This is a genomic window from Flavobacterium sp. KACC 22758 (genome assembly GCF_028736135.1).
Taxonomy (GTDB): Bacteria; Bacteroidota; Bacteroidia; order Flavobacteriales; family Flavobacteriaceae; genus Flavobacterium; species Flavobacterium johnsoniae.
In genome coordinates this window covers 659427-678861 of the sequence record NZ_CP117878.1, presented here as the reverse complement: position 1 = coordinate 678861, position 19435 = coordinate 659427, and the positions used below count along the sequence as shown (strand labels likewise).

Sequence of the window (19435 nt, the reverse complement as noted above, 5' to 3'; positions counted from 1 at the left end):
AAAGTATTGAAATCGTTCAATTCAAAGAAATAGTTTTGAAGATTAAAACAAAAATCTTTTAAGCCCCTGCAAAATATAAAATGTGTTTATTTCGTTATATTTATACCTCAAAATTTAGTTTATGCGCTTTTCTGAAAGTAGAAATACAACTCGTTGGGTTATAATTTTCATATCCTTTTTAATCATTTCGCTGATTCTCTGGAATACTTATACATTTTTCCAAATTTTTAAGAATGAGGAACGTTTAAAAATGAAGCTTTTTGTAAATGCCCAAATTACAATTGTAAATGCTGACGAAAATACAGACATTGAACTTCCTCTTCAAATTATTAACAATAATACCTCTATTCCTGGTATAGTAATATTGTATGATAAAGTGGTAAGTGCCACAAATGTCCCAGAAGAGATCTTGACGAACAAGAAAAAAAGAGCCAATTATTTGAGAAAATTAGGCAATGAAAATGAACCTATTACTTTTGAGTATGCTCCTGGAAAATATCAAACGCTTTATTATGGAAATTCAGCTTTACTTAATAAACTCAAATATTATCCTGTAGCTTTATTGCTGATTATCTTTTTGTGTGCTGCTTTGATTTACAATTTTTACAAAAGCACAAAAATGGCAACGCAAAATAAACTGCTGGCGGGAATGGCAAAAGAAACCGCTCATCAAATTGGAACGCCTTTATCATCTTTAATTGGCTGGGTTGAGATTTTAAAAACCGAAGCGATTGATCAATCCATAACTATTGAAATTGAAAAAGATGTTGAACGTCTGCAGACAATAACGGATCGTTTTTCTAAAATTGGTTCTGTTCCTGTTTTAGAACCGCACGATATTGTTGCCGAAACATTAAATACGTACGAATATTTACAATCGCGTTTCTCTAAACAGGTTACTTTTTCTTATCAGGTTCCCGAAAAACCAATTTTTGCTTTAATCAATCCAACACTTCACAGCTGGACGATAGAAAACCTTGTTAAAAATGCTATTGATGCCATGAAAGGAAAAGGAACTTTAGATCTTCATATTGAAAAAGATGCTCATCATATAAAAATAAACGTGAAAGATTCTGGAAGCGGTATTGCAAAAAATCAATTCAAAACTATTTTTGAACCCGGCTTTACTACAAAAAAACGCGGCTGGGGATTAGGACTTTCTTTAACCAAAAGAATTGTAGAGGAATATCATAACGGAAAAATTAAAGTTCTTAATTCTGAAATTGGTAAAGGAACTACGTTTCAGATTACTTATGAAACAACCAGTCCGGCTTAAAAATTAGACATAAAAAAAACACCAACTCAAAATTGAATTGGTGTTTTTTATTTTGGGTTTAATCTTAAAGATTAGACTGAATATCTTTTGCTAAAGTTTCAAATTCTTCTTTTGAAAGCGAAACTTTGTCCTGAAAACGCATTTCATCCATATGATTTAATGGAATTAAATGTACGTGTGCGTGAGGAACTTCTAAACCTACAACCGCAATTCCGATTCTTTTACAAGGAACTGTTTTTTCTAATGCTGCAGCAACTTTTTTAGAGAATTTCATTAATCCTAAATACAATTCTTCATCCATATCAAAAATCTTATCGATTTCTTGTTTCGGAATACAAAGTGTATGGCCTTTTGCGTTTGGATTTACATCTAAAAAAGCCAGATAGTTATCATCTTCGGCAATTTTATAGGCAGGAATTTCTCCGTTTACAATTTTAGTAAATATTGAACTCATAGTTTATTGGTTTAACTGGCTAACCGCTTAACCGATTTAACGATTTAACGGTTAAACTATAAAAAATTTATTCTCTTGTAATTTCAAGAATTTCGAATTTCAAAGTTCCGTTTGGCACTGTAATTTCGGCAATTTCGCCAACAGATTTTCCCAGCAGTCCTTTTCCAATAGGAGAAGTTACAGATATTTTTCCTGTTTTTAAATCAGCTTCACTTTCTGCAACAAGCGTATATTTCATTTCCATTCCGTTGCTTTGGTTTTTAATTTTCACATTAGAAAGAACCAAAACTTTAGAAACATCTAATTGAGATTCATCAATTAATCTTGCATTTGCATATACTTCTTCAAGTTTAGCAATTCTCATTTCTAATAAACCCTGCGCTTCTTTTGCAGCATCGTACTCGGCATTTTCAGATAAATCGCCTTTGTCTCTTGCGTCTGCTATATCTTGAGATGCTTTAGGACGCATTACACTCTTTAAATGCTCCAATTCATCTTTTAACTTTTTTAACCCATCAGCGGTATAATAAGATACTTTACTCATAACTTCATCGTTTATATAAATAGAAAAAATCCCATCGGGACGGGATTTTGTATTACAAATATACTATTATTTTTAATAGTACATAATTATATGTTAATCATATAAAATTCAAATCTAAATAAATTATTTTTGTTTCACTAATTCTTATTAAAATAATGAAAAAAATCTGGCTCTTAATTCTTTTCGTTTCTGTGCTTTTTTCGTGCAGTGACAGCGATCGCAGTAACAAAAACCCATATATACCGAGTTATTCTGTTAATTTATCTGTAGATATGAATCTGCCTTCTTATTCAAATCTCAAATATGTCAGCAATGCAGTTATAGTTCCTAATTACGGTGCAAAAGGAATTATTATTTTTAATGCCGGAAGCGGTTACAATGCTTTTGATGCTGCATGTCCTAATCAGGAGATAAATTCATGCGCTGCCATGACAATTGACGGTATTAATGCTGTTTGTTCCTGCGATAAAACTTCTTACAGTTTGTTTACAGGACTTGGAGGAAAAGAATATCCTCTAAAACAATATAAAGTTCAGGTAACGGGAACTGTAATTCACGTTTACAATTAAAAATAAAAAAAAAAGCCTGAAAGTAAATTTCAGGCTTTTTTTTATTTTAGAATTTCAAAGTTAATCCGGCTAAGAAATTAATTCCTGCCTGCGGATAATAGTATGGATAAATATCCCACATTGCTCCGTTTGAAACATATTTTTTATCCAGAATATTGTTTACCAACCCTGTTATTGTAATTGATTTGAAAATTGATTTTGGTTTTATTTCATAAGAAATATTCAAATCGTTGACAAAATAATCTGCCAGTTTAGCTTCTGGAAGCTCAATATTATTCATATACTGTTCTCCAACATATTTTTGCAATAACGAAACATATAAGTTTTCAATTGGTTTGTATACGATAATATTTCCGGCTATAACTTCTGGAGAGTAAGCAATTTTAGTTGTTCCGTAGTATTGTCCTTCAACAGCTAAGTCAACATTTTTATTACTGCTTAAAGTAAAGTTAGGTCTGATAATAAATTTTTCTGAAAGTGAAATTGTCGCATCAAACTCAAATCCTAAACGATAGCTTTTTTCAGTATTAGCACGAATTGGTGCACCAACATCGTCTAATCTTCCAGTTAAAATCAATTGATCTTTATATCCCATATAATAGAAGTTCGAATTTAATTGGATTTTCTCTGAATTAAATCTCCATCCTAATTCAAAATCATTCAATTTCTCAGGTTTTACATTTCCACCTTCATAATCAGTTCTGTTTGGCTCACGATTCGCACGTGCATAAGAGAAATAAAGTGTGTTTTTTTGATTGATTTCGTAGTTTAAACCCGCTTTTGGATTAAAGAAATTGAATGTATCATTTACTAAACCAGTTTCGGCACTATTGGCTTTATAATGTACTCTACGGTATTGTAAATCTCCATATAAGCTTAATTTTTCAGTCAGCTGATAATTTGCTTTTGCAAAGACATTCCCATCTGTTTTTACTGAATAGTCGTCATAGTAATGATCTCCCAATTCTGAAGTTGAAGCATATCTTGCCCAGATTACTTTTCCAAAATGATCTCCTTCGTATTTATTCCAGCCTCCGCCAAGAATAACATCTAATTTTTCTTCTTTATATTTTACAGAAAAAGTAGTTCCGTAAAAATCATTATCTAACCATTTCTGACGCACTAAATCGGTTGTTGTTACGGTTCCAACTGGCTGTAAACCATAGTCGGCCATATCAGCATCTTCTTTATAATTATCGTAATACCCCTGCCCTTTTGTATAATGTAAAGCGAAGTTAGTACTCCATTTATCAGAGAAAGATTCACTCCAATGCAATTGATAATGATTCTGTTTGTAATTATCGGTTTCGTTATCGTAAAAACGAGTATTTCCAAATTCATCGGTATACATTCCGGCAGAATTGAAAGTTCGGTTTGAATTTAATGTTTCGGCATCAATCCCATTCCATGATTGGTATGTTTTTTCGGTTCCGCCAAAAACCAAAGCTTTAATTAAAGTAGTTTTGCCAACGTAAGTTCCTTGTAAAAAATAAGATTTCAAATCAGAACTTGCACGATCTACATAACCATCAGATTTCACTGTAGACAAACGTCCGGCAAGTTCAAAATGGTCATTTAATAAACCTGTACTGAATTTTACTGTATTTTTATTTGAATTGAAACTCCCGTAAGAGCTTGAAATTTCTCCTGTTGGTTTAGATGCATAACTGTCTGTAAGCATATTTAAACTTGCTCCAAAAGCAGATGAACCATTGGTAGAAGTTCCAACACCTCGCTGTAATTGCAGACTTTCTACAGAAGAAGCAAAATCGGGCATATTAACCCAAAAAGTTCCCTGACTTTCGGCATCGTTGTATGGAATTCCGTTTATGGTTACGTTTACTCTTGTTGCATCGCTTCCGCGGACTCTGATTCCGGTATAACCTATTCCTCCTCCAGCATCTGATGTTGTTACTACAGATGGCAGATAATTCATTAAAACAGGTATATCCTGACCAAGATTTCGGTATTTGATTTCTTTTTTATCCATATTACTAAACGTAACCGGTGTTTTGGTCGTAACACGAACTGCAGAAACCAAAACATTATCAAGCTGATTTACTTTGGTTGAATCTTGTTCTTGTCCAAAAGAGAATAGAGTAAAGAAAATTGAGAATAGAATAAAGAAAATAAACTTTTGGTTCAACTTAGAACCTTTGTACCTCTGTGCCTTAGCACCTGAAAAAATAGTTTTCATTCGTAAAGAATTACGAATAAAAGGGGGAATTATTCTTTTGTTAAATTAATAAATGTGTTTCACGACAAAGCATAGTGTGCACGCTGTGATTTGTCGTTTTTCCCTTAGCAACATTACTCGCTCAGGTTCTTTGGGTATGATCTCAGCTCGTTATTTAGAGCACCCCTTTGAGACAATGCAAATATAGAAAAGTATTAAGATAAATGTATTAGGTATTACGATTTTTCACTTTTGGATTTCTTAATACTTAATTCTGTAGTCTTAATACTAAAAATCAGGTTTTCTTCGGGACTGTTTTAAATCAGAGATATTCTTTTTGTCTTTAATTCTTTTTTTGATTACAGCTTTGGGAACTTTTGTAGCTTTTCGAACTTTTGGAACATATAATCCTTTTTTAATTAATTCCAGAAATCGCTTTACAACAATTTCCTTATTCTTAAGCTGGCTTCGATCTTCGTCGCAATTTAAGATTAATATATTTTCAGAAGTTAAACGAGTTGATAAATTCTCTTTTAGGAGCGTTTTTTCATCATCAGACAAGGCTTGAGAAGCTTCTAAATCAAAAGACAAAACAACTTTTGAAGAAACTTTGTTTACGTTCTGCCCGCCCGCACCACTGCTTCGAACGGCTTTAAAGTTTAATTCTGATATGATTTTCTCGTTATCCATTATTGTGGCTGATGTGCCGGTTTTAATAAATCGTTTATCGTTTTTACCGGATTAAAAGTAATTAAAGGCACAGCAACAAAAACTGTCAGCCAATTTGCCATCGAACCATTCCATAATCCCGGAAGTTCATAACTTTTTACGGCTTTCCCTTCAACACTTTTTTCAACTATAAATCCAGATTTTTCGTCAACAAATTTTTTCAGGTCAAATTTTTCTCCTTTATAATTTTTGATTCCGCAAACCAAATCTACCGGGTTAAAATGCGTAGCTTCTTCTAGAACTTCAAGCTGTTTTTTATTTGCTAAATCTACCTGTGATGTTTCTACGATCTGCAAAGAAACCTCGCCTTTATCGTTCATTACCCAAAACGGTCCTCCGCCAGGTTCTCCCTCATTTCGAACCATTCCGCAAACTCGTATTGGACGATCTAACAGTTCTTTAATTTTGGTGATCTTATTCTCAAAAGTAAATTTATTGAAATCTTTAGTCATCTGAATGTTTAGTTTTTGCATTAAAACATCCACAATTTCTTTAAGATCCTCTTCTTTCACTTCATTTTTTTCAATTGCTTTTAAATATCCAAATACTTTTTGCTGTACTTCAATTAAAATTCCTCCTAAAGCCTTTTTATATAAAGCAATTTTATCAATATGATTTTGAATTACATTATCAATATTTTTGATAAAAATAATGTCTGAATCCAGATTATTCAGGTTTTCAATTAGAGCACCATGCCCGCCGGGTCTAAAAACCAGACTTCCATTTGAACTTCTGACAATTTTATTTTTTAAATCAACATTGATTGAATCTGTACTTTTACTTTGATAAGAATATCCAATATTAATTTTTATCCCTGAAGGTTTTTCAATTTTCCCTTTAACCTCATCAACAGTAGTTTCAAACAAATCCTGATGTATTTCTGAAACTGTAAAATGTAAATTTGAAACATTCTTTGCCGTTGCATAATGTACACATTCATTTAAATGTTCTTCTATAGGTGTTGCTATATGAGTTTTATATAAATGAAATGGTAAAACTGCTTTTGGCTTGTTTGCCGAGTTAAAATGTTCAGGAGATAATAACAGTTTTATAAAATAATAGTTTTTATAATCTCTTTCCAAGTTTTCAAAATCAGGATAAAGTTCTCTCAGTTTTTTGTCAACATCTTCAAAAAAAGGAAACTTATCCATCCCAATAATAAAAATGGCTAGTTCTTTATCGTTTTTTCTATTGATATAAGCATTTATGGTTTCTTTTTCAATATCAAAATCATTTAAAAAGGCCGTCAAAAACTTATACATTCTGGTAGCAGCACCAGAAGCCGGAACAAATTTTTTAATTTTAAATTCTTCTTTATGCTTATCAAAAAAAGAAGCTTTTTCTTTAAAATCAACTTCTGATAAGCTAAGAATGCCATTATTGATCGTCGCCGGACTAATCAAGCTGCTCTTTGCTATTCCGTTTTTGAATACATCCAGCTGCTTTAAAATATTTTCGAAAGGAATTCCGTGATTATAAATTTCAACAAAATCCTGAGAAGATAGTCCTTTTTCTTTTAGAGCACCTAAAGCGTCTATAATCATTATGGCTTTTGCCAAACGACTTTCTTTATTACCAGATAAGGTTATAAAAGGCTTTTTATTATCAATTAAAGTTTGTTTGAATACCGAAAAAACGGTTTCTCTTCCTTCCGGAGTATCTCTAATATCATCTTTTTCCCACGGAACATCAATATCCGTGAGGAAAAACAAATCGTAATCATGTTCTAAGGCAGCTTCATTTAAAAGTGGATCACAAAAACCGTAATACACTTCAGAGAAGACTTTAGTTACCATTAAATTAGTATCGCAAAACAAATATTTATTCGCCTCGGTAAGCTTCTCATTCTCTAATAAAACTTGCCCATAAGCAATAGGCATCATATCATCAACAGTACATATATGCTGATTTTCTTCCCATCTTTCCTGCAGATAATCGCGTGCAAACTCTGGAACCCATTCTGTTTTGTAGTGGTCTGCGAGTTGTTTTGCTAATGTAGTTTTACCTGTACTTTCAGGGCCAAACAAAGCAATTTTTATGATATTTGTTTTTTGCTGTCTAAGATTTTTCTCCATTCTAAATAAGCTGAAATAGCTAAAATTGTAAAAATTAAATATTGAAGCGACAACATCCCCAAGCCGCGATAGGCATAAAGAGGCACTACAATAATATCGCCGATAATCCAGAGTGTCCAGTTTTCAATTTTCTTCCTTGCCATATACCACATTCCTGCGAAAAATATACCTGACGATATCATATCGACATAATTATCTTTATGTATTTCGTAATCGAAATATTTATAAATGCCGAAAACTACAAAAACCGTTACAATAAACAGTAAGATTCCGATTATTTTTTCATTAAAAGTTGTACGAGTAATTGGCAGATTATCTTCAACAGTTGTTCCTTTTGCCCACATATACCAGCCATAAATACTCATAATTGAAAAATAAGCATTGATAATCATGTCTCCAATATAACCGGCAACATATAAAAGGTAAACCGAAATTACAGTTGCAATTAATCCTGTTGGATAAACCCAAATATTTTCTTTTTTAGCAAACCATACGCTTAAGATCCCGCAAACGAATACCAAAAATTCCAGAATGATATGCCATAATGGTGCATTTTTATAACTTTCAAGAAAAAAATCAATCATTTTGTGGTATTTAAAGGCTGTTATTTATGAATCGAAAAAATGGCTGTCATTTTCAAAAGCTGTTCCTATAACTACTAAATCCGCACCGGCATTGTATGCTTTTTTAATTCCGTGCAAATCTACAATTCCTCCGCCAACAATTATAGGAATTTCTACGTTTTGAGAAATTACTGAAATCATCTCTAATGGCACTGACTTTTTTGCTCCGCTTCCTGCTTCTAAATAAATTAATTTACTGCCCAGCATTTCGCCTGCCTGAGCCGTTGCTAAGGCTAAATCAAAATTTTCGCGATTAAGCGGTTCTGTTTTACTAACGCGGGCAACAGCAGTTTCATTGCCGCTTTCAATTAAAATATATCCTGTTGAAATTACTTCAAGATTTGTTTTTTTCAATATTGGCGCTGCCTGAACCTGATATTCGATTAAATAATCCGGGTTTCGGCCAGACAATAATGATAAAAACAAAATCGCATCGGCCTTTGGTGAAATCTGAGACGGATCTCCCGGAAATATCACAACAGGCAGTTTTGTTTTTTGTTTTAACTGTGCGATAAGATCTTCGATAATTGTACTTTCGACAATACTGCCTCCAACAAAAATATGAGTCGCCGGAGATTGATTTATTTTAAGTAATAAATGATCTAAATTTTCCCAGACAATTTTATCAGGATCCAAAAGTATGGCTAATAATTTTTGACCATTTTTCTTGGCTTCTAAAATTTGTTGATGGATTGTGGTAAGTATTTTTTGCTCCATAATGGCCGTAAAAGTAAAAAGTTTTTAACGTAGAAGAACTATTATGAATCAATTATATTTGTAAAGTCTCTGTTAACTATCAAAGAAAACAATTATGATCACGGCTGAATTGTTAGAGAAATATGGTGCAATAAAAAAGTCTTTTGGCAAAAATGAAATTATTTTTGAAGAAGGAAATCTGCCAGCTCATTATTATCAGATTATTTCGGGAGAAATTAAAATGTGCAATTATAATGATGACGGCCGCGAATTTATTCAGGGAATATTCTATAAAAATCAATCTTTTGGTGAACCTCCATTATTTTTAAATCAAAAATATCCAGCCAATTCAATTGCTGTTGAGGATAGTGAAATTCTTCTTCTTCCAAAATCTAATTTTATGAAACTGCTGGAAGAAAACCCGGCGATCAGCATTAAAATAATAGAAAACCTCGCGCAGCGATTGTATTATAAATCAGTTATGGCGGCCGAAATTTCTACACATGAACCGGAACATCGTGTTTTAAAATTAATCGATCATGGAATCGCTTATTTTAATTTCCAAAAAGACAAAAATGGCTATCTCATTAATTTCACCAGACAACAGATTGGAGATTTAACCGGTTTGCGGGTAGAAACTGTTATTAGAGCCATAAAAGCATTGGAAAAGAAAGGTGAATTGAAGATTATTAATCGAAAAGTATACAGATAAAAAAGTTCTCTTTTTATGATTTTAATCATAAAATACAGTTGTATTGCGGACGTATCTTTGTCATATAAAAATCTGAATATCATGACACTATATCAAACCACATTCGACATTTTCAATAAAAATTATATGGGTTCTGCTGCAATGGCAGTAATTGGGCAAAGCTGTTTAGGAGGCGCTGCTGCAATGTATGTTTTATCTAACGGAACTTCAATTCTTCAAATGGTTCAGCTGGCAGTTATCGTTCTAGCTTGTATCTTTGTAAACACTTCAATTTTGGCTCAAATGAAACATAAAGTGGTTTTTAACCTTTTAATTCTGAGTTCAATTTTAAGCGTATTTTTTATTCTGTTAAATACTCTTGTTCTGTGAAAAAACAAATAGAAAATAGAGCTGACGTTTCTTTTCTGGTACATCAATTCTATGATAAAATAAGAGCCGATGAAGAAATCGGCTTTTATTTTAATGAAATGATTTCTGACTGGGATGCACATCTCGAAAAGCTGACTGATTTTTGGGAAACCAATTTATTTGGTGTCCGTAAATACAAAGGAAATCCTCATACTGTTCATAACGAGGTAGATGCTCATTTTGACGAAAAAATTACTCCAAACGAATTTGGTATCTGGCTTAATCACTGGGCTCAAACATTAGACGAGCATTTTGAAGGCGAAAATGTAGAAACTTTAAAAAGACGTGCCCGAAAAATGAGCACCTTTCTATATATGACTATGTTTCAGCACAGACAAAAAGAAAGTGAAGTTTAATCGTTCAACAGTCATTGCGGTTATTTTTCAAAAGCATAAACCAAAGTAAAAGTTCCTTCAAAGTTATCAGATTTGATTTCTTTATAATGCACATCAAAATCCTTAACCAAATTATCAAAATGAAGACTTGCCTGTGTTTGAGTTTCATCTAAAGAAAAGTTGCTCACATTTATATGATCTTTAAAACTGATTCCTTTTTCATTTCTGATTTTAAAGATTGCTTCTTTGGCTCCCCAGATAACGGTAAGTTTTTTTATATATTCTTCTGTAAAAGATGAATCTAAATAACCACATTCATAATCTGTAAATTTATCCGCGATTCTTTGGATTTTTTCTCGCTGCAATTCCATATCAATTCCAACTGTTTCGCGGCTTATAATTATTGCTGCAAAATGATACGAATGTGTTATTGAAATGTAGTTATGACAATCAAAATACGGTTTTCCAAATTCGTCATAATGCAAATCTTTATCAGTAAAACCCATTTCCTGAATCAGCATTCGAACACTTAAAAAAGCACGCTGATGCATTTGCGATTTCATGCCATCGAGTCTCTTTTGTGTTTTTTCCTTCAACACAACTTTACTTAATAATTCTTCAAGAGATTCTGTTATTTCCCAAATTAAGATTTTAGTTGTTTCGTTAAACTGTATGGTTTGAAATAGAGGCATTTTTTAAATTATGAATTATGAGTTGTGAATTATGAGTTTTTAAACCATATAAGTCATTTGAGAAAATATAACTGTTGGTTCAAAAAATGCAATAAGTAAATTTAAGCAATTCAAAACAAAGCGCATTACGAAAGAATCCTTTTTTAAATGAACTTATATCACTTATATGGTTTAAATCGTTTTATAAACTAATGTTCTAAAGATTAAGAAATTAAAGATTTCACAAATCTGAGAGAAATTAGTAAAATTCAAAAGCTATTCCTTAAATTTGCAAAAAAATTACAATTCTACAAATATAACATAAATGAGTACAACGACTACGCCATATGTGGCTTTCAAAGTAAAAGACATTTCTCTAGCGGCTTGGGGAAGAAAAGAAATTGAACTAGCTGAAGCTGAAATGCCAGGTTTAATGGCACTTCGCGCTGAATACAAAGATGAGCAGCCATTAAAAGGAGCTCGTATTGCTGGATGTTTACACATGACGATTCAAACTGCTGTTTTAATCGAAACTTTAATCGCTCTTGGTGCAGAGGTTACTTGGTCTTCTTGTAACATTTTCTCTACTCAGGATCAGGCTGCTGCTGCTATTGCTGCTGCTGGAATCTCTGTTTATGCTTGGAAAGGTCTTGACGAACAATCATTTGACTGGTGTATTGAGCAGACTTTATTCTTTGGTGAAGAAAGAAAACCATTGAACATGATTCTTGATGACGGTGGAGATTTAACTAACATGGTTATTGATCGTTACCCAGAATTAGTTGCTGGAATTAAAGGTCTTTCTGAAGAAACTACAACAGGTGTTCACAGACTTTACGAAAGAGTAAAAGCTGGAACTCTTCCAATGCCTGCAATCAACATTAACGATTCTGTTACTAAATCTAAATTTGATAACAAATACGGATGTAAAGAATCTGCTGTAGATGCTGTGCGTCGTGCAACTGACTTAATGTTAGCTGGAAAAAGAGTTGTTGTTTGCGGATACGGTGACGTTGGAAAAGGAACTGCTGCTTCTTTCAGAGGTGCTGGTTCTATTGTAACAGTTACTGAAATCGATCCAATTTGTGCTTTACAAGCTGCAATGGACGGTTATGAAGTTAAAAAATTAAACACCGTAATTGCTAATGCTGATATTATCATTACAACTACAGGAAACAAAGATATCGTTCTTGGAGAGCACTTCGAGCAAATGAAAGACAAAACTGTTGTTTGTAACATTGGTCACTTTGATAACGAAATCGATATGGCTTGGTTAAACAAAAACCACGGTGCATCTAAAATCGAAATCAAACCTCAGGTTGACAAATACAACATCAACGGTAAAGATATCATCATCTTAGCTGAAGGTCGTTTAGTAAACCTTGGTTGTGCTACAGGTCACCCAAGTTTTGTAATGAGTAACTCATTTACAAACCAGACTTTAGCTCAAATCGAATTATGGAACAACAGTGCTGCTTACAAAAATGAAGTTTACATGTTACCAAAACATTTAGATGAAAAAGTTGCTGCTTTACACTTAGCTAAATTAGGTGTTGAACTTGAAGTTCTAAGAGAAGATCAAGCTGCTTATATTGGTGTTGAAGTTCAAGGTCCATTCAAACCAGAATACTACAGATACTAATTAATTTTAGATTGAAGATTTCTGATTTTAGATTTTCTTAAAATCATATATCAAACCCGACAGGTTTTAAAAACCTGTCGGGTTTCTTTTTTTATTTCAGTTTCTAGTTATCAAAAAAACGAATTAATTTAACAAGACATTTACAACGTTTTTACCAGATAACTTTAAATTTGGTTTTTAAAATATAAAAAATGATTGAAAATGTTCTATGTGAAGTACACGGTTCTAAAGAAATGTCTTTTACCTGCATTCACATTGCAATGGCAATAGACTCAAAAGAAAAATCAGGTTTTTTCTATTCCGAAGCCGAAGAAGATCTTCCGCAGATTGCATGGTGCAATGCATGCGAACAATGGCTTTTGGATAATGGTGAGGAATGGAATGACGCTTTTGAAACTCAGGCCGATTTTAAAATGTTATGCGCCGACTGCTTTGATGAAGCTAAAAAAATGCAATTAGAAACTGTTACAACTTAAATATTCGCCATGAAAAAGATTTTTCTTCTCTATACTTTTCTATTTCTAAATTTATCTGCATTTGCACAAAATAATGATGTCTGGAATTCATTTCCAAACAAAGACACCACCTTAATTGGATTTAAAGACAAAAACGGAGTAATTAAAATAGAACCTAAATTTTCAGGTTTTACAATCGCACGTAAATTCGAAAACATTATAGCCGTAACTGAAGAAAAAGATCAAAAATGGAAAAGCTATTATTTAACCAAAACAGGAAAAACAGTTGGTCTAGATAGTTTATATGTTTTTGATAATGGTCCCGACTGTGAAAATGAAGGCTTCATAAGATTTACAGATCATAAGACTGATAAAATGGGAATTTTTAACAGTGAAGGAAAAATCATTATTCCTGCTGTTTACAGCAATTTAACCAAAGTCAGAAACGGAATGATCATCGTTTTAAAAGATGCCGAAAAAAAACAAGATGGAGAGCACTTTTACTGGACGGGAGGAAAAGAGTTCTTAATTGACATCAATAACAAAGTCCTGATTGAAAATTTTGCTTACAACGACGATCTTAATTTTTATTCATTAGAAAAATCAAAAGAGCCTAGTAAAGATCCCGTTAGAGAAAATTTTCTTGGAATCGACGGTCAATATTATTCTTTTATAAATTTCGACAAAGAATTTAAATATTGGCTGCAAAACACAATCCTTTCCGATTTATCTAAAGCTAATCTGGAAAAACATTCTTTTGACAAAATTATATATTGGAAAGAACCAGACGGCTGGATAAACTCCCCTAAAACTAAATTTATCTATCAAAATTATACTTTTTTAAAATCAAAACTTCAGGAACTTAAAAATCCAAAAACGGATTATTTTGTTACTACAGACGGACTAAATCAGTTTATTTTTGAATCCAGCGAATATGAAATGTATTTCAATAATTGCAATGAATCTAAAGAATGGATTTATCCCGTAAAAAGTATCATTATCAACCCAAAAAACAAGAATGATCTTGGACAGGATCACATTCAGTTTCTACGAACAGAAAATGGATATAAATTAATAAGCGTTTCTTCTAAAAAAGATAACCTTAAATAATTTCATTTCGGTTTCGTACAAAGTTTAACTTTGTAAAAAAGTAAACCATGAAGAATTTTTTGTTTTTATTCATCGCTATAATCTTCGAAATCATTGCAACTTCTGCATTAAAAAAGTCCGAAGAATTTACCAAATTAATTCCAAGTATCATTACCGTAATTGGATATTGCGGTGCATTTTATTTTTTAAGTTTTGCCATTAGAACCATTCCTGTTGGTTTTGCTTACGCAATCTGGTCCGGAGTCGGGATTGTATTAATTACAGCAATTGGAGCTATATTCTTTAAAGAAATACCAGATTTACCTGCCATAATTGGATTGAGTTTAATTATCCTTGGCGTAGTTGTAATTAATGTTTTTTCTAAAACCACAGCGCATTAGTTTTTTGTTTCAAGTTTATGTATCACGTTCGAACACAACTTAAAACATAAAAAACTCCGCAAGTTTCAGATTTTATTCCAGCAAAAACCAATCGATCTTTGTCTTATAAAATTGAATAAAGATGAACACACAGGAAACCATAAATTATAATCGCATTGCTGAAGCAATCGATTATATCAAAGCCAATTTTAAAGAGCAGCCAAATCTTGATGAAGTGGCTGGGAAAGTGCATTTGAGTCCGTTTCATTTTCAAAGACTTTTCAGCGATTGGGCAGGAACAAGTCCGAAGAAGTTTTTACAATATACAAGTCTGGAACACGCAAAGAAATTATTAAAAGAAAATCAGGCAACCATTTCTGAAACTGCTTTCGAGACGGGACTTTCCGGCACAAGCCGACTTCACGATTTATTTATAAATATCGAAGGAATGACTCCGGCCGAATATAAAAACGGCGGAAAAAATCTTGAAATAAATTACAGTTTTGCAGAAAGTCCGTTTGGAAATATTATTGTGGCTTCTACTTCAAAAGGTGTTTGTTTTATGGCCTTCGCCGAAGATGAAATAACCGGATTTATTGCTTTGAAAAATAAATTTCCAAATGCTCAATTCTCAAAAAAATTAGATCTATCACAGCAAAATGCTTTATTTATCTTCCAAAACGACTGGAGCAGATTATCTGAAATAAAACTACATTTAAAAGGAACCGACTTTCAATTGAAAGTTTGGGAAACTTTATTAAAAATCCCAATGGGACAACTTTCTACTTACGGTTCTATTGCACATCAAATTCAAAAACCAAATGCATCACGCGCCGTTGGAACTGCAATTGGCAGTAATCCTGTTGCGTTCCTGATTCCGTGTCATCGTGTAATTCAGTCTTCAGGAACATTTGGCGGTTATATGTGGGGAAATACCCGAAAAACAGCAATTATTGGCTGGGAAGGTGCGCAGGTAAATTCTCAATTATAATTTGAGACCAGTATTTTGTAAAAACTACTTTTCTAACGTATTATTTTTTGCCACGAGTTACACGAATGTGCACGAATTAATTTTTATCAAAAAACAGAAAAATTTGTGTAATTCGAGTAATTCGCGGCGGAAAAAAATCTCAAACTAAAACTCTTATGCAAAATATACAATCTAAAATTGCTTCTCAAAATTGGGAAAACATAACAGAAACAATGCATGAAAATGGTTTTGCAGTTCTTCCTGACATTCTTAATAATGACGAATGTGAAGCTTTAAAAGCTGAGTATGCGAATCCTTGTTTATATCGAAAAACTGTTGTTATGGAACGCTATAGATTTGGTTTGGGCGAATACAAATATTTTAATTATCCGCTGCCGGATTTAATCCAGAATCTTCGTTCTTCAATTTATCCTAAACTAGCTCCAATTGCCAATGCGTGGATGAAAGCTTTAAATATTAATACTGTTTTTCCTCAAACTCATTCAGAATTGCTGCAGCAATGTCATGATAATAATCAGCTGAAAGCTACCGTTTTAATTTTAAAATATGGCAAAGGCGGATTCAACACGCTGCATCAGGATTTATACGGAGATGTTTATTTCCCCATTCAAATTGTGCTTTTCTTAAATGAACCTGACGAGGATTTTACTGGAGGCGAATTTGTATTGACACAGCAAACTCCAAGAGCACAGTCCAAAGCTATTGTTTTGAAACCCAAAAAAGGTGATATTCTGGTTTTTACGACAAACTTTAGACCCGTAAAAGGTACGAAAGGATATTATCGTGTTAATATGAAACATGGAGTAAGTGAAATTCATTCTGGTGAACGTTTTACATTGGGAATTATTTTTCATGACGCGCTTTCGTAAATATTTTTTCGCCACGAATTCACGAATTAAATTAATTCTATCCGGATAGATTTTAAAAAAATTAGTGAATTCGTGGCGAAAACAAAACACAACAATATGTTTCAACACAATAAAATTTCAGATTTAGAACTTCGAAGTAAAATTAAAAAAGGCGAAATTTGCTTTGGCGGTAACCAAAAGCTAAAAATCTACGGAACTTTAAAATGTGCTTCCGGAAAGAGAATGAAACGGGAGAACCGGGTTTTCTTTTCTTCTGAAGAAAATGCAAAACAAAATGGTTTCAGACCTTGCGGTCATTGTATGAAAATTGATTATCTAAAATGGAAAAATGGACTTATTTAATCCTCAAATAGACGAAACCACTAATCAGCTTCCAAAAGACGGAACTGTGAATTATTACGGTAAATTGTTTTCGAGAACAGAAGCAGATTTTTATCGCGATACTCTTTTAAACACAATCGAATGGAAAAATGATGAAGCCATTATTTTTGGAAAATTAATTTTGACTAAAAGAAAAGTGGCTTGGTATGGCGATAAGGAATTTGAATATACGTATTCGAATACTACTAAAAAAGCGCTTCCGTGGACTCCTGAATTGCTAAAATTGAAAAGTTTTATTGAAGAAAAAACAGGAGAAACTTTTAATTCTTGTCTGCTTAATTTATATCATTCCGGCGAAGAAGGAATGGCATGGCACAGTGATGCTGAAAAAGATTTAAAGAAAAACGGAGCAATTGGATCAGTAAGTTTTGGCGCCGAACGTAAATTTGCTTTTAAACATAAGGAGTCTAAAGAAACCGTTTCTATGATTCTGGAACACGGAAGTTTATTGGTTATGAAAGATGAAACGCAGACACATTGGCTGCATCGGCTTCCTCCAACAAAAAGCACTCAAAAACCCAGAGTTAATTTAACTTTTAGAACTATTGTAAGATAGAAATGCTACTTCTTTTTTGCAGCAACGTTTTCATACGAACGAATTAAAGCATCTTCAAACATTTCGGGCCTTACTCTGGAAAGTTCGACAATGGTCCAGCCTTGTTTTCCCCATTTATTTGGAATTACATAGAAAATATTTTCGCTTGACGCACAAAAAACGGACTGGTCTATTTCGTTTAATTTTAAAACGGCCTGATTATTTTTTCCATCAAAAGTGGCAAAAATCTTCTTTTTGATTCGAAAAGAGATTTTCTCAAAATGAGGTTCTTCAGTCGCGTCTGGAAATGACATTGCTGATTTTCGAAATTCGTCAATTGAAACCATACTATCATTTTTAAAGATTAACGCTTACTTTTTACCAGCCTTGATATAATCCATCTTTTAAAACCTCATCGTATTTTTCTTTATCAAAAGAATATAAGTTTGGGGCTTTGTGCGCGACGTTGCTTTTCTTTTCGTCTAATTTGGTAAGAATTCCAATATTGGTGATTTTGCGTAAAAAATTTCGGCGGTCTAATTTTTTGTCTAAAATTGTTTCATATAATGTCTGCAATTCCGGAATTGTAAATTTTTCAGGCAATAAGTTATAACCAATTGGCATTAAATTCAATTCGACTCTTAAAGTATCGAGAGCTTTATCTAAAATTTCACGATGATCTAAAATAAGTTCCGGAACTTCTTTGTGGTCAATCCATTCTACAATTTCGTTTCTGTTTATTGGATTAGGAAAAATCTTTGAAAAATCTACCAATGCATAATATCCAATTGTAACAAAACGTCTTGTCAGCCATTTTCCCAATTCAGGACTGATATCTAAATGTTTTAAAGCCTCATTATCAAAATGATTTTCATTTCGTTTAATTTTTCCAAACGTCGAAAATTGCCTCAAAAATACACCTTCTACACCGGTTCGTTCGTTTAAAACTGTTACTGCAGCAGTATCAATATCCTGATCAATTGGAATAAATCCGCCCGGAAGGGACCATCGTTCACTGTGAGGCGTATTAATAAGTAATACTTTTAACTGATTATCATGAAACCCAAAAATGACACAATCTATAGAAAGTCCCGGCTGGTAATTTTCATTATTTTCTAGTATAGATTTCAACATTTTTATTTTTTAATTAACTCGCTTTAGATTTAATTAAGCATGCAATTTACTTTATTTTAAAAAAGTGTAACGTTTTTTTAGAGAATAAGTCTTATAAAAATAAACTAAGTTAACATAAATTTAAAAGTGTGCGAATCACAATTTTAGTTAAAATTACAAAACTAATCGAAAAAAGAAGTACATTGCGTCATAATAACACATTACGTGTATAAATTGTTAAAATTCTGTTTTAAACAAGAAAAAACTTATAAAATAGGGTTTTCGTTATAAAAAGAATTTATATGAAGTTAATTACAGAATTATGAATATCAATCCGTTAAAAAATATCAGTGAGAAAATTAGAACCAAAATCTGGTCTTCTTTTGGATTTGTTTCTAAGACTTATCTTCTTGAAGCTTCATTAAAATACAGTGAAGAACAAGAAAGAATTTTTAATCAGGTTATTGAACGAGAAGTTAAAAATAAAAAAACAAAGCGCGAAGCTCTTGATAAAGCTTTACTCGAATCTTATAAAGGAATTGGCGCTATGGATTTCATTAACACTGTCCTGAAATAATTGTATTAATTATTTTAGTTTTTATACGCTGCCTCACTTTTTAGTGAGGCTTTTTTTATCTCTTTTAAGTTTTCTAAAATAACTCAACAAAATGTACTATTATTATATACTTTTGCTTTTCGCAGTAAGAATATA

General features: G+C 32.4%; 24 protein-coding genes. 14 read left to right on the top strand and 10 right to left on the bottom strand.

What is annotated here, in order from left to right; genetic code table 11:
- The first annotated feature begins 121 nt into the window (after window positions 1-121).
- Window positions 122-1276 (top strand): sensor histidine kinase, encoded by a 1155-nt coding sequence (locus tag PQ462_RS02950; RefSeq protein ID WP_274252310.1) that lies wholly within the window; start codon window positions 122-124, stop codon window positions 1274-1276.
- 64 nt (window positions 1277-1340) lie between these two features.
- On the opposite strand, the gene PQ462_RS02945 is transcribed toward PQ462_RS02950, so the two are convergent.
- The gene (locus PQ462_RS02945) at window positions 1341-1730 is read right to left on the bottom strand and encodes an HIT family protein (RefSeq protein WP_274252309.1); all 390 of its coding nucleotides are present in this window, start codon (window positions 1728-1730) and stop codon (window positions 1341-1343) included.
- A gap of 67 nt (window positions 1731-1797) precedes the next feature.
- A complete protein-coding gene (gene greA, locus PQ462_RS02940) occupies window positions 1798-2274 on the bottom strand; it encodes a transcription elongation factor GreA (RefSeq protein WP_012023666.1) in 477 nt (158 codons plus the stop codon).
- A 155-nt stretch (window positions 2275-2429) separates the two neighbouring features.
- On the opposite strand from greA, the gene PQ462_RS02935 reads away from it, so the two are divergent.
- The gene (locus tag PQ462_RS02935) at window positions 2430-2843 is read left to right on the top strand and encodes a Rieske (2Fe-2S) protein (protein WP_012023665.1); all 414 of its coding nucleotides are present in this window, start codon (window positions 2430-2432) and stop codon (window positions 2841-2843) included.
- 46 nt (window positions 2844-2889) lie between these two features.
- Here the strand turns inward: PQ462_RS02935 and PQ462_RS02930 are convergent, their stop codons facing one another.
- From PQ462_RS02930 to PQ462_RS02910, 5 genes are all read right to left on the bottom strand, one after another.
- The gene (locus PQ462_RS02930) at window positions 2890-5040 is read right to left on the bottom strand and encodes a TonB-dependent receptor (RefSeq protein ID WP_274252308.1); all 2151 of its coding nucleotides are present in this window, start codon (window positions 5038-5040) and stop codon (window positions 2890-2892) included.
- A 267-nt stretch (window positions 5041-5307) separates the two neighbouring features.
- Window positions 5308-5709 (bottom strand): alternative ribosome rescue aminoacyl-tRNA hydrolase ArfB, encoded by a 402-nt coding sequence (gene arfB / locus PQ462_RS02925; protein ID WP_274252307.1) that lies wholly within the window; start codon window positions 5707-5709, stop codon window positions 5308-5310.
- A complete protein-coding gene (locus PQ462_RS02920) occupies window positions 5709-7823 on the bottom strand; it encodes a DUF4301 family protein (protein WP_274252305.1) in 2115 nt (704 codons plus the stop codon). The genes arfB and PQ462_RS02920 overlap by 1 nt, the downstream gene beginning before the upstream one ends.
- Complete coding sequence (pnuC, locus tag PQ462_RS02915) at window positions 7784-8407, bottom strand: nicotinamide riboside transporter PnuC (protein WP_274252304.1); 624 nt, start codon at window positions 8405-8407, stop codon at window positions 7784-7786. The genes PQ462_RS02920 and pnuC overlap by 40 nt, the downstream gene beginning before the upstream one ends.
- Window positions 8408-8431: 24 nt before the next feature.
- Window positions 8432-9163: a geranylgeranylglyceryl/heptaprenylglyceryl phosphate synthase gene (locus PQ462_RS02910; protein ID WP_274252303.1), complete on the bottom strand. Its 732-nt coding sequence runs from the start codon at window positions 9161-9163 to the stop codon at window positions 8432-8434.
- 94 nt (window positions 9164-9257) lie between these two features.
- Here PQ462_RS02910 and PQ462_RS02905 point away from each other — a divergent pair, with 94 nt between their 5' ends.
- From PQ462_RS02905 to PQ462_RS02895, 3 genes are all read left to right on the top strand, one after another.
- A complete protein-coding gene (locus PQ462_RS02905; protein WP_274252302.1) occupies window positions 9258-9854 on the top strand; it encodes a Crp/Fnr family transcriptional regulator in 597 nt (198 codons plus the stop codon).
- A gap of 81 nt (window positions 9855-9935) precedes the next feature.
- Window positions 9936-10223: a hypothetical protein gene (locus PQ462_RS02900; RefSeq protein ID WP_274252301.1), complete on the top strand. Its 288-nt coding sequence runs from the start codon at window positions 9936-9938 to the stop codon at window positions 10221-10223.
- On the top strand, window positions 10220-10618 hold the full coding sequence (locus tag PQ462_RS02895; protein ID WP_274252300.1) for a group III truncated hemoglobin: 399 nt from the start codon (window positions 10220-10222) through the stop codon (window positions 10616-10618). The genes PQ462_RS02900 and PQ462_RS02895 overlap by 4 nt, the downstream gene beginning before the upstream one ends.
- Before the next feature lie 20 nt (window positions 10619-10638).
- Here PQ462_RS02895 and PQ462_RS02890 read toward each other — a convergent pair whose 3' ends face one another.
- On the bottom strand, window positions 10639-11289 hold the full coding sequence (locus PQ462_RS02890) for a 4'-phosphopantetheinyl transferase family protein (protein ID WP_274252299.1): 651 nt from the start codon (window positions 11287-11289) through the stop codon (window positions 10639-10641).
- A 304-nt stretch (window positions 11290-11593) separates the two neighbouring features.
- Here PQ462_RS02890 and ahcY point away from each other — a divergent pair, with 304 nt between their 5' ends.
- The 8 genes from ahcY to PQ462_RS02850 all read left to right on the top strand — a co-directional run bounded on the left by ahcY (window position 11594) and on the right by PQ462_RS02850 (window position 17631).
- Entirely contained in the window at window positions 11594-12910 is a 1317-nt protein-coding gene (gene ahcY / locus PQ462_RS02885) for an adenosylhomocysteinase (RefSeq protein WP_274252298.1), read from the top strand.
- Window positions 12911-13101: 191 nt separating this feature from the next.
- Window positions 13102-13386 carry a hypothetical protein gene (locus PQ462_RS02880; RefSeq protein WP_012023654.1) on the top strand — a complete coding sequence of 95 codons (285 nt, stop codon included), beginning with the start codon at window positions 13102-13104 and terminating at the stop codon, window positions 13384-13386.
- A gap of 9 nt (window positions 13387-13395) precedes the next feature.
- Window positions 13396-14475 carry a WG repeat-containing protein gene (locus PQ462_RS02875; protein WP_274252297.1) on the top strand — a complete coding sequence of 360 codons (1080 nt, stop codon included), beginning with the start codon at window positions 13396-13398 and terminating at the stop codon, window positions 14473-14475.
- 47 nt (window positions 14476-14522) lie between these two features.
- A complete protein-coding gene (locus tag PQ462_RS02870) occupies window positions 14523-14855 on the top strand; it encodes a DMT family transporter (protein ID WP_012023652.1) in 333 nt (110 codons plus the stop codon).
- 121 nt (window positions 14856-14976) lie between these two features.
- Window positions 14977-15825 carry a bifunctional helix-turn-helix domain-containing protein/methylated-DNA--[protein]-cysteine S-methyltransferase gene (locus PQ462_RS02865; protein WP_274252296.1) on the top strand — a complete coding sequence of 283 codons (849 nt, stop codon included), beginning with the start codon at window positions 14977-14979 and terminating at the stop codon, window positions 15823-15825.
- Window positions 15826-15980: 155 nt separating this feature from the next.
- A complete protein-coding gene (locus tag PQ462_RS02860) occupies window positions 15981-16694 on the top strand; it encodes a 2OG-Fe(II) oxygenase (protein WP_274252295.1) in 714 nt (237 codons plus the stop codon).
- Between the two features lie 96 nt (window positions 16695-16790).
- Window positions 16791-17036, top strand: coding sequence for an Ada metal-binding domain-containing protein (locus PQ462_RS02855; protein ID WP_149205562.1), 246 nt, complete (start codon window positions 16791-16793; stop codon window positions 17034-17036).
- The gene (locus PQ462_RS02850; protein WP_149205563.1) at window positions 17023-17631 is read left to right on the top strand and encodes an alpha-ketoglutarate-dependent dioxygenase AlkB family protein; all 609 of its coding nucleotides are present in this window, start codon (window positions 17023-17025) and stop codon (window positions 17629-17631) included. The genes PQ462_RS02855 and PQ462_RS02850 overlap by 14 nt, the downstream gene beginning before the upstream one ends.
- Before the next feature lie 5 nt (window positions 17632-17636).
- Here the strand turns inward: PQ462_RS02850 and PQ462_RS02845 are convergent, their stop codons facing one another.
- Together PQ462_RS02845 and PQ462_RS02840 are read right to left on the bottom strand one after the other, a co-directional pair.
- On the bottom strand, window positions 17637-17957 hold the full coding sequence (locus tag PQ462_RS02845) for an MmcQ/YjbR family DNA-binding protein (RefSeq protein ID WP_274252294.1): 321 nt from the start codon (window positions 17955-17957) through the stop codon (window positions 17637-17639).
- Window positions 17958-17988: 31 nt separating this feature from the next.
- A complete protein-coding gene (locus PQ462_RS02840) occupies window positions 17989-18744 on the bottom strand; it encodes an NUDIX hydrolase (protein ID WP_274252293.1) in 756 nt (251 codons plus the stop codon).
- A 301-nt stretch (window positions 18745-19045) separates the two neighbouring features.
- Here PQ462_RS02840 and PQ462_RS02835 point away from each other — a divergent pair, with 301 nt between their 5' ends.
- Window positions 19046-19300, top strand: coding sequence for a hypothetical protein (locus PQ462_RS02835; RefSeq protein WP_073407951.1), 255 nt, complete (start codon window positions 19046-19048; stop codon window positions 19298-19300).
- Window positions 19301-19435: the final 135 nt, after the last annotated feature.

What these genes read in the sequence shown, in the direction of transcription:
- PQ462_RS02890 (WP_274252299.1), bottom strand. Translation starts at nt 11,289, where the DNA reads ATGCCTCTATTTCAAACCATACAGTTTAACGAAACAACTAAAATCTTA.
- PQ462_RS02860 (WP_274252295.1), top strand. Translation starts at nt 15,981, where the DNA reads ATGCAAAATATACAATCTAAAATTGCTTCTCAAAATTGGGAAAACATA.
- pnuC (WP_274252304.1), bottom strand. Translation starts at nt 8,407, where the DNA reads ATGATTGATTTTTTTCTTGAAAGTTATAAAAATGCACCATTATGGCAT.
- PQ462_RS02840 (WP_274252293.1), bottom strand. Translation starts at nt 18,744, where the DNA reads ATGTTGAAATCTATACTAGAAAATAATGAAAATTACCAGCCGGGACTT.
- PQ462_RS02855 (WP_149205562.1), top strand. Translation starts at nt 16,791, where the DNA reads ATGTTTCAACACAATAAAATTTCAGATTTAGAACTTCGAAGTAAAATT.
- arfB (WP_274252307.1), bottom strand. Translation starts at nt 5,709, where the DNA reads ATGGATAACGAGAAAATCATATCAGAATTAAACTTTAAAGCCGTTCGA.
- PQ462_RS02850 (WP_149205563.1), top strand. Translation starts at nt 17,023, where the DNA reads ATGGACTTATTTAATCCTCAAATAGACGAAACCACTAATCAGCTTCCA.
- greA (WP_012023666.1), bottom strand. Translation starts at nt 2,274, where the DNA reads ATGAGTAAAGTATCTTATTATACCGCTGATGGGTTAAAAAAGTTAAAA.
- PQ462_RS02845 (WP_274252294.1), bottom strand. Translation starts at nt 17,957, where the DNA reads ATGGTTTCAATTGACGAATTTCGAAAATCAGCAATGTCATTTCCAGAC.
- PQ462_RS02835 (WP_073407951.1), top strand. Translation starts at nt 19,046, where the DNA reads ATGAATATCAATCCGTTAAAAAATATCAGTGAGAAAATTAGAACCAAA.
- PQ462_RS02910 (WP_274252303.1), bottom strand. Translation starts at nt 9,163, where the DNA reads ATGGAGCAAAAAATACTTACCACAATCCATCAACAAATTTTAGAAGCC.
- PQ462_RS02875 (WP_274252297.1), top strand. Translation starts at nt 13,396, where the DNA reads ATGAAAAAGATTTTTCTTCTCTATACTTTTCTATTTCTAAATTTATCT.
- ahcY (WP_274252298.1), top strand. Translation starts at nt 11,594, where the DNA reads ATGAGTACAACGACTACGCCATATGTGGCTTTCAAAGTAAAAGACATT.
- PQ462_RS02950 (WP_274252310.1), top strand. Translation starts at nt 122, where the DNA reads ATGCGCTTTTCTGAAAGTAGAAATACAACTCGTTGGGTTATAATTTTC.
- PQ462_RS02945 (WP_274252309.1), bottom strand. Translation starts at nt 1,730, where the DNA reads ATGAGTTCAATATTTACTAAAATTGTAAACGGAGAAATTCCTGCCTAT.
- PQ462_RS02930 (WP_274252308.1), bottom strand. Translation starts at nt 5,040, where the DNA reads ATGAAAACTATTTTTTCAGGTGCTAAGGCACAGAGGTACAAAGGTTCT.
- PQ462_RS02905 (WP_274252302.1), top strand. Translation starts at nt 9,258, where the DNA reads ATGATCACGGCTGAATTGTTAGAGAAATATGGTGCAATAAAAAAGTCT.
- PQ462_RS02920 (WP_274252305.1), bottom strand. Translation starts at nt 7,823, where the DNA reads ATGGAGAAAAATCTTAGACAGCAAAAAACAAATATCATAAAAATTGCT.
- PQ462_RS02880 (WP_012023654.1), top strand. Translation starts at nt 13,102, where the DNA reads ATGATTGAAAATGTTCTATGTGAAGTACACGGTTCTAAAGAAATGTCT.
- PQ462_RS02935 (WP_012023665.1), top strand. Translation starts at nt 2,430, where the DNA reads ATGAAAAAAATCTGGCTCTTAATTCTTTTCGTTTCTGTGCTTTTTTCG.
- PQ462_RS02870 (WP_012023652.1), top strand. Translation starts at nt 14,523, where the DNA reads ATGAAGAATTTTTTGTTTTTATTCATCGCTATAATCTTCGAAATCATT.
- PQ462_RS02865 (WP_274252296.1), top strand. Translation starts at nt 14,977, where the DNA reads ATGAACACACAGGAAACCATAAATTATAATCGCATTGCTGAAGCAATC.
- PQ462_RS02900 (WP_274252301.1), top strand. Translation starts at nt 9,936, where the DNA reads ATGACACTATATCAAACCACATTCGACATTTTCAATAAAAATTATATG.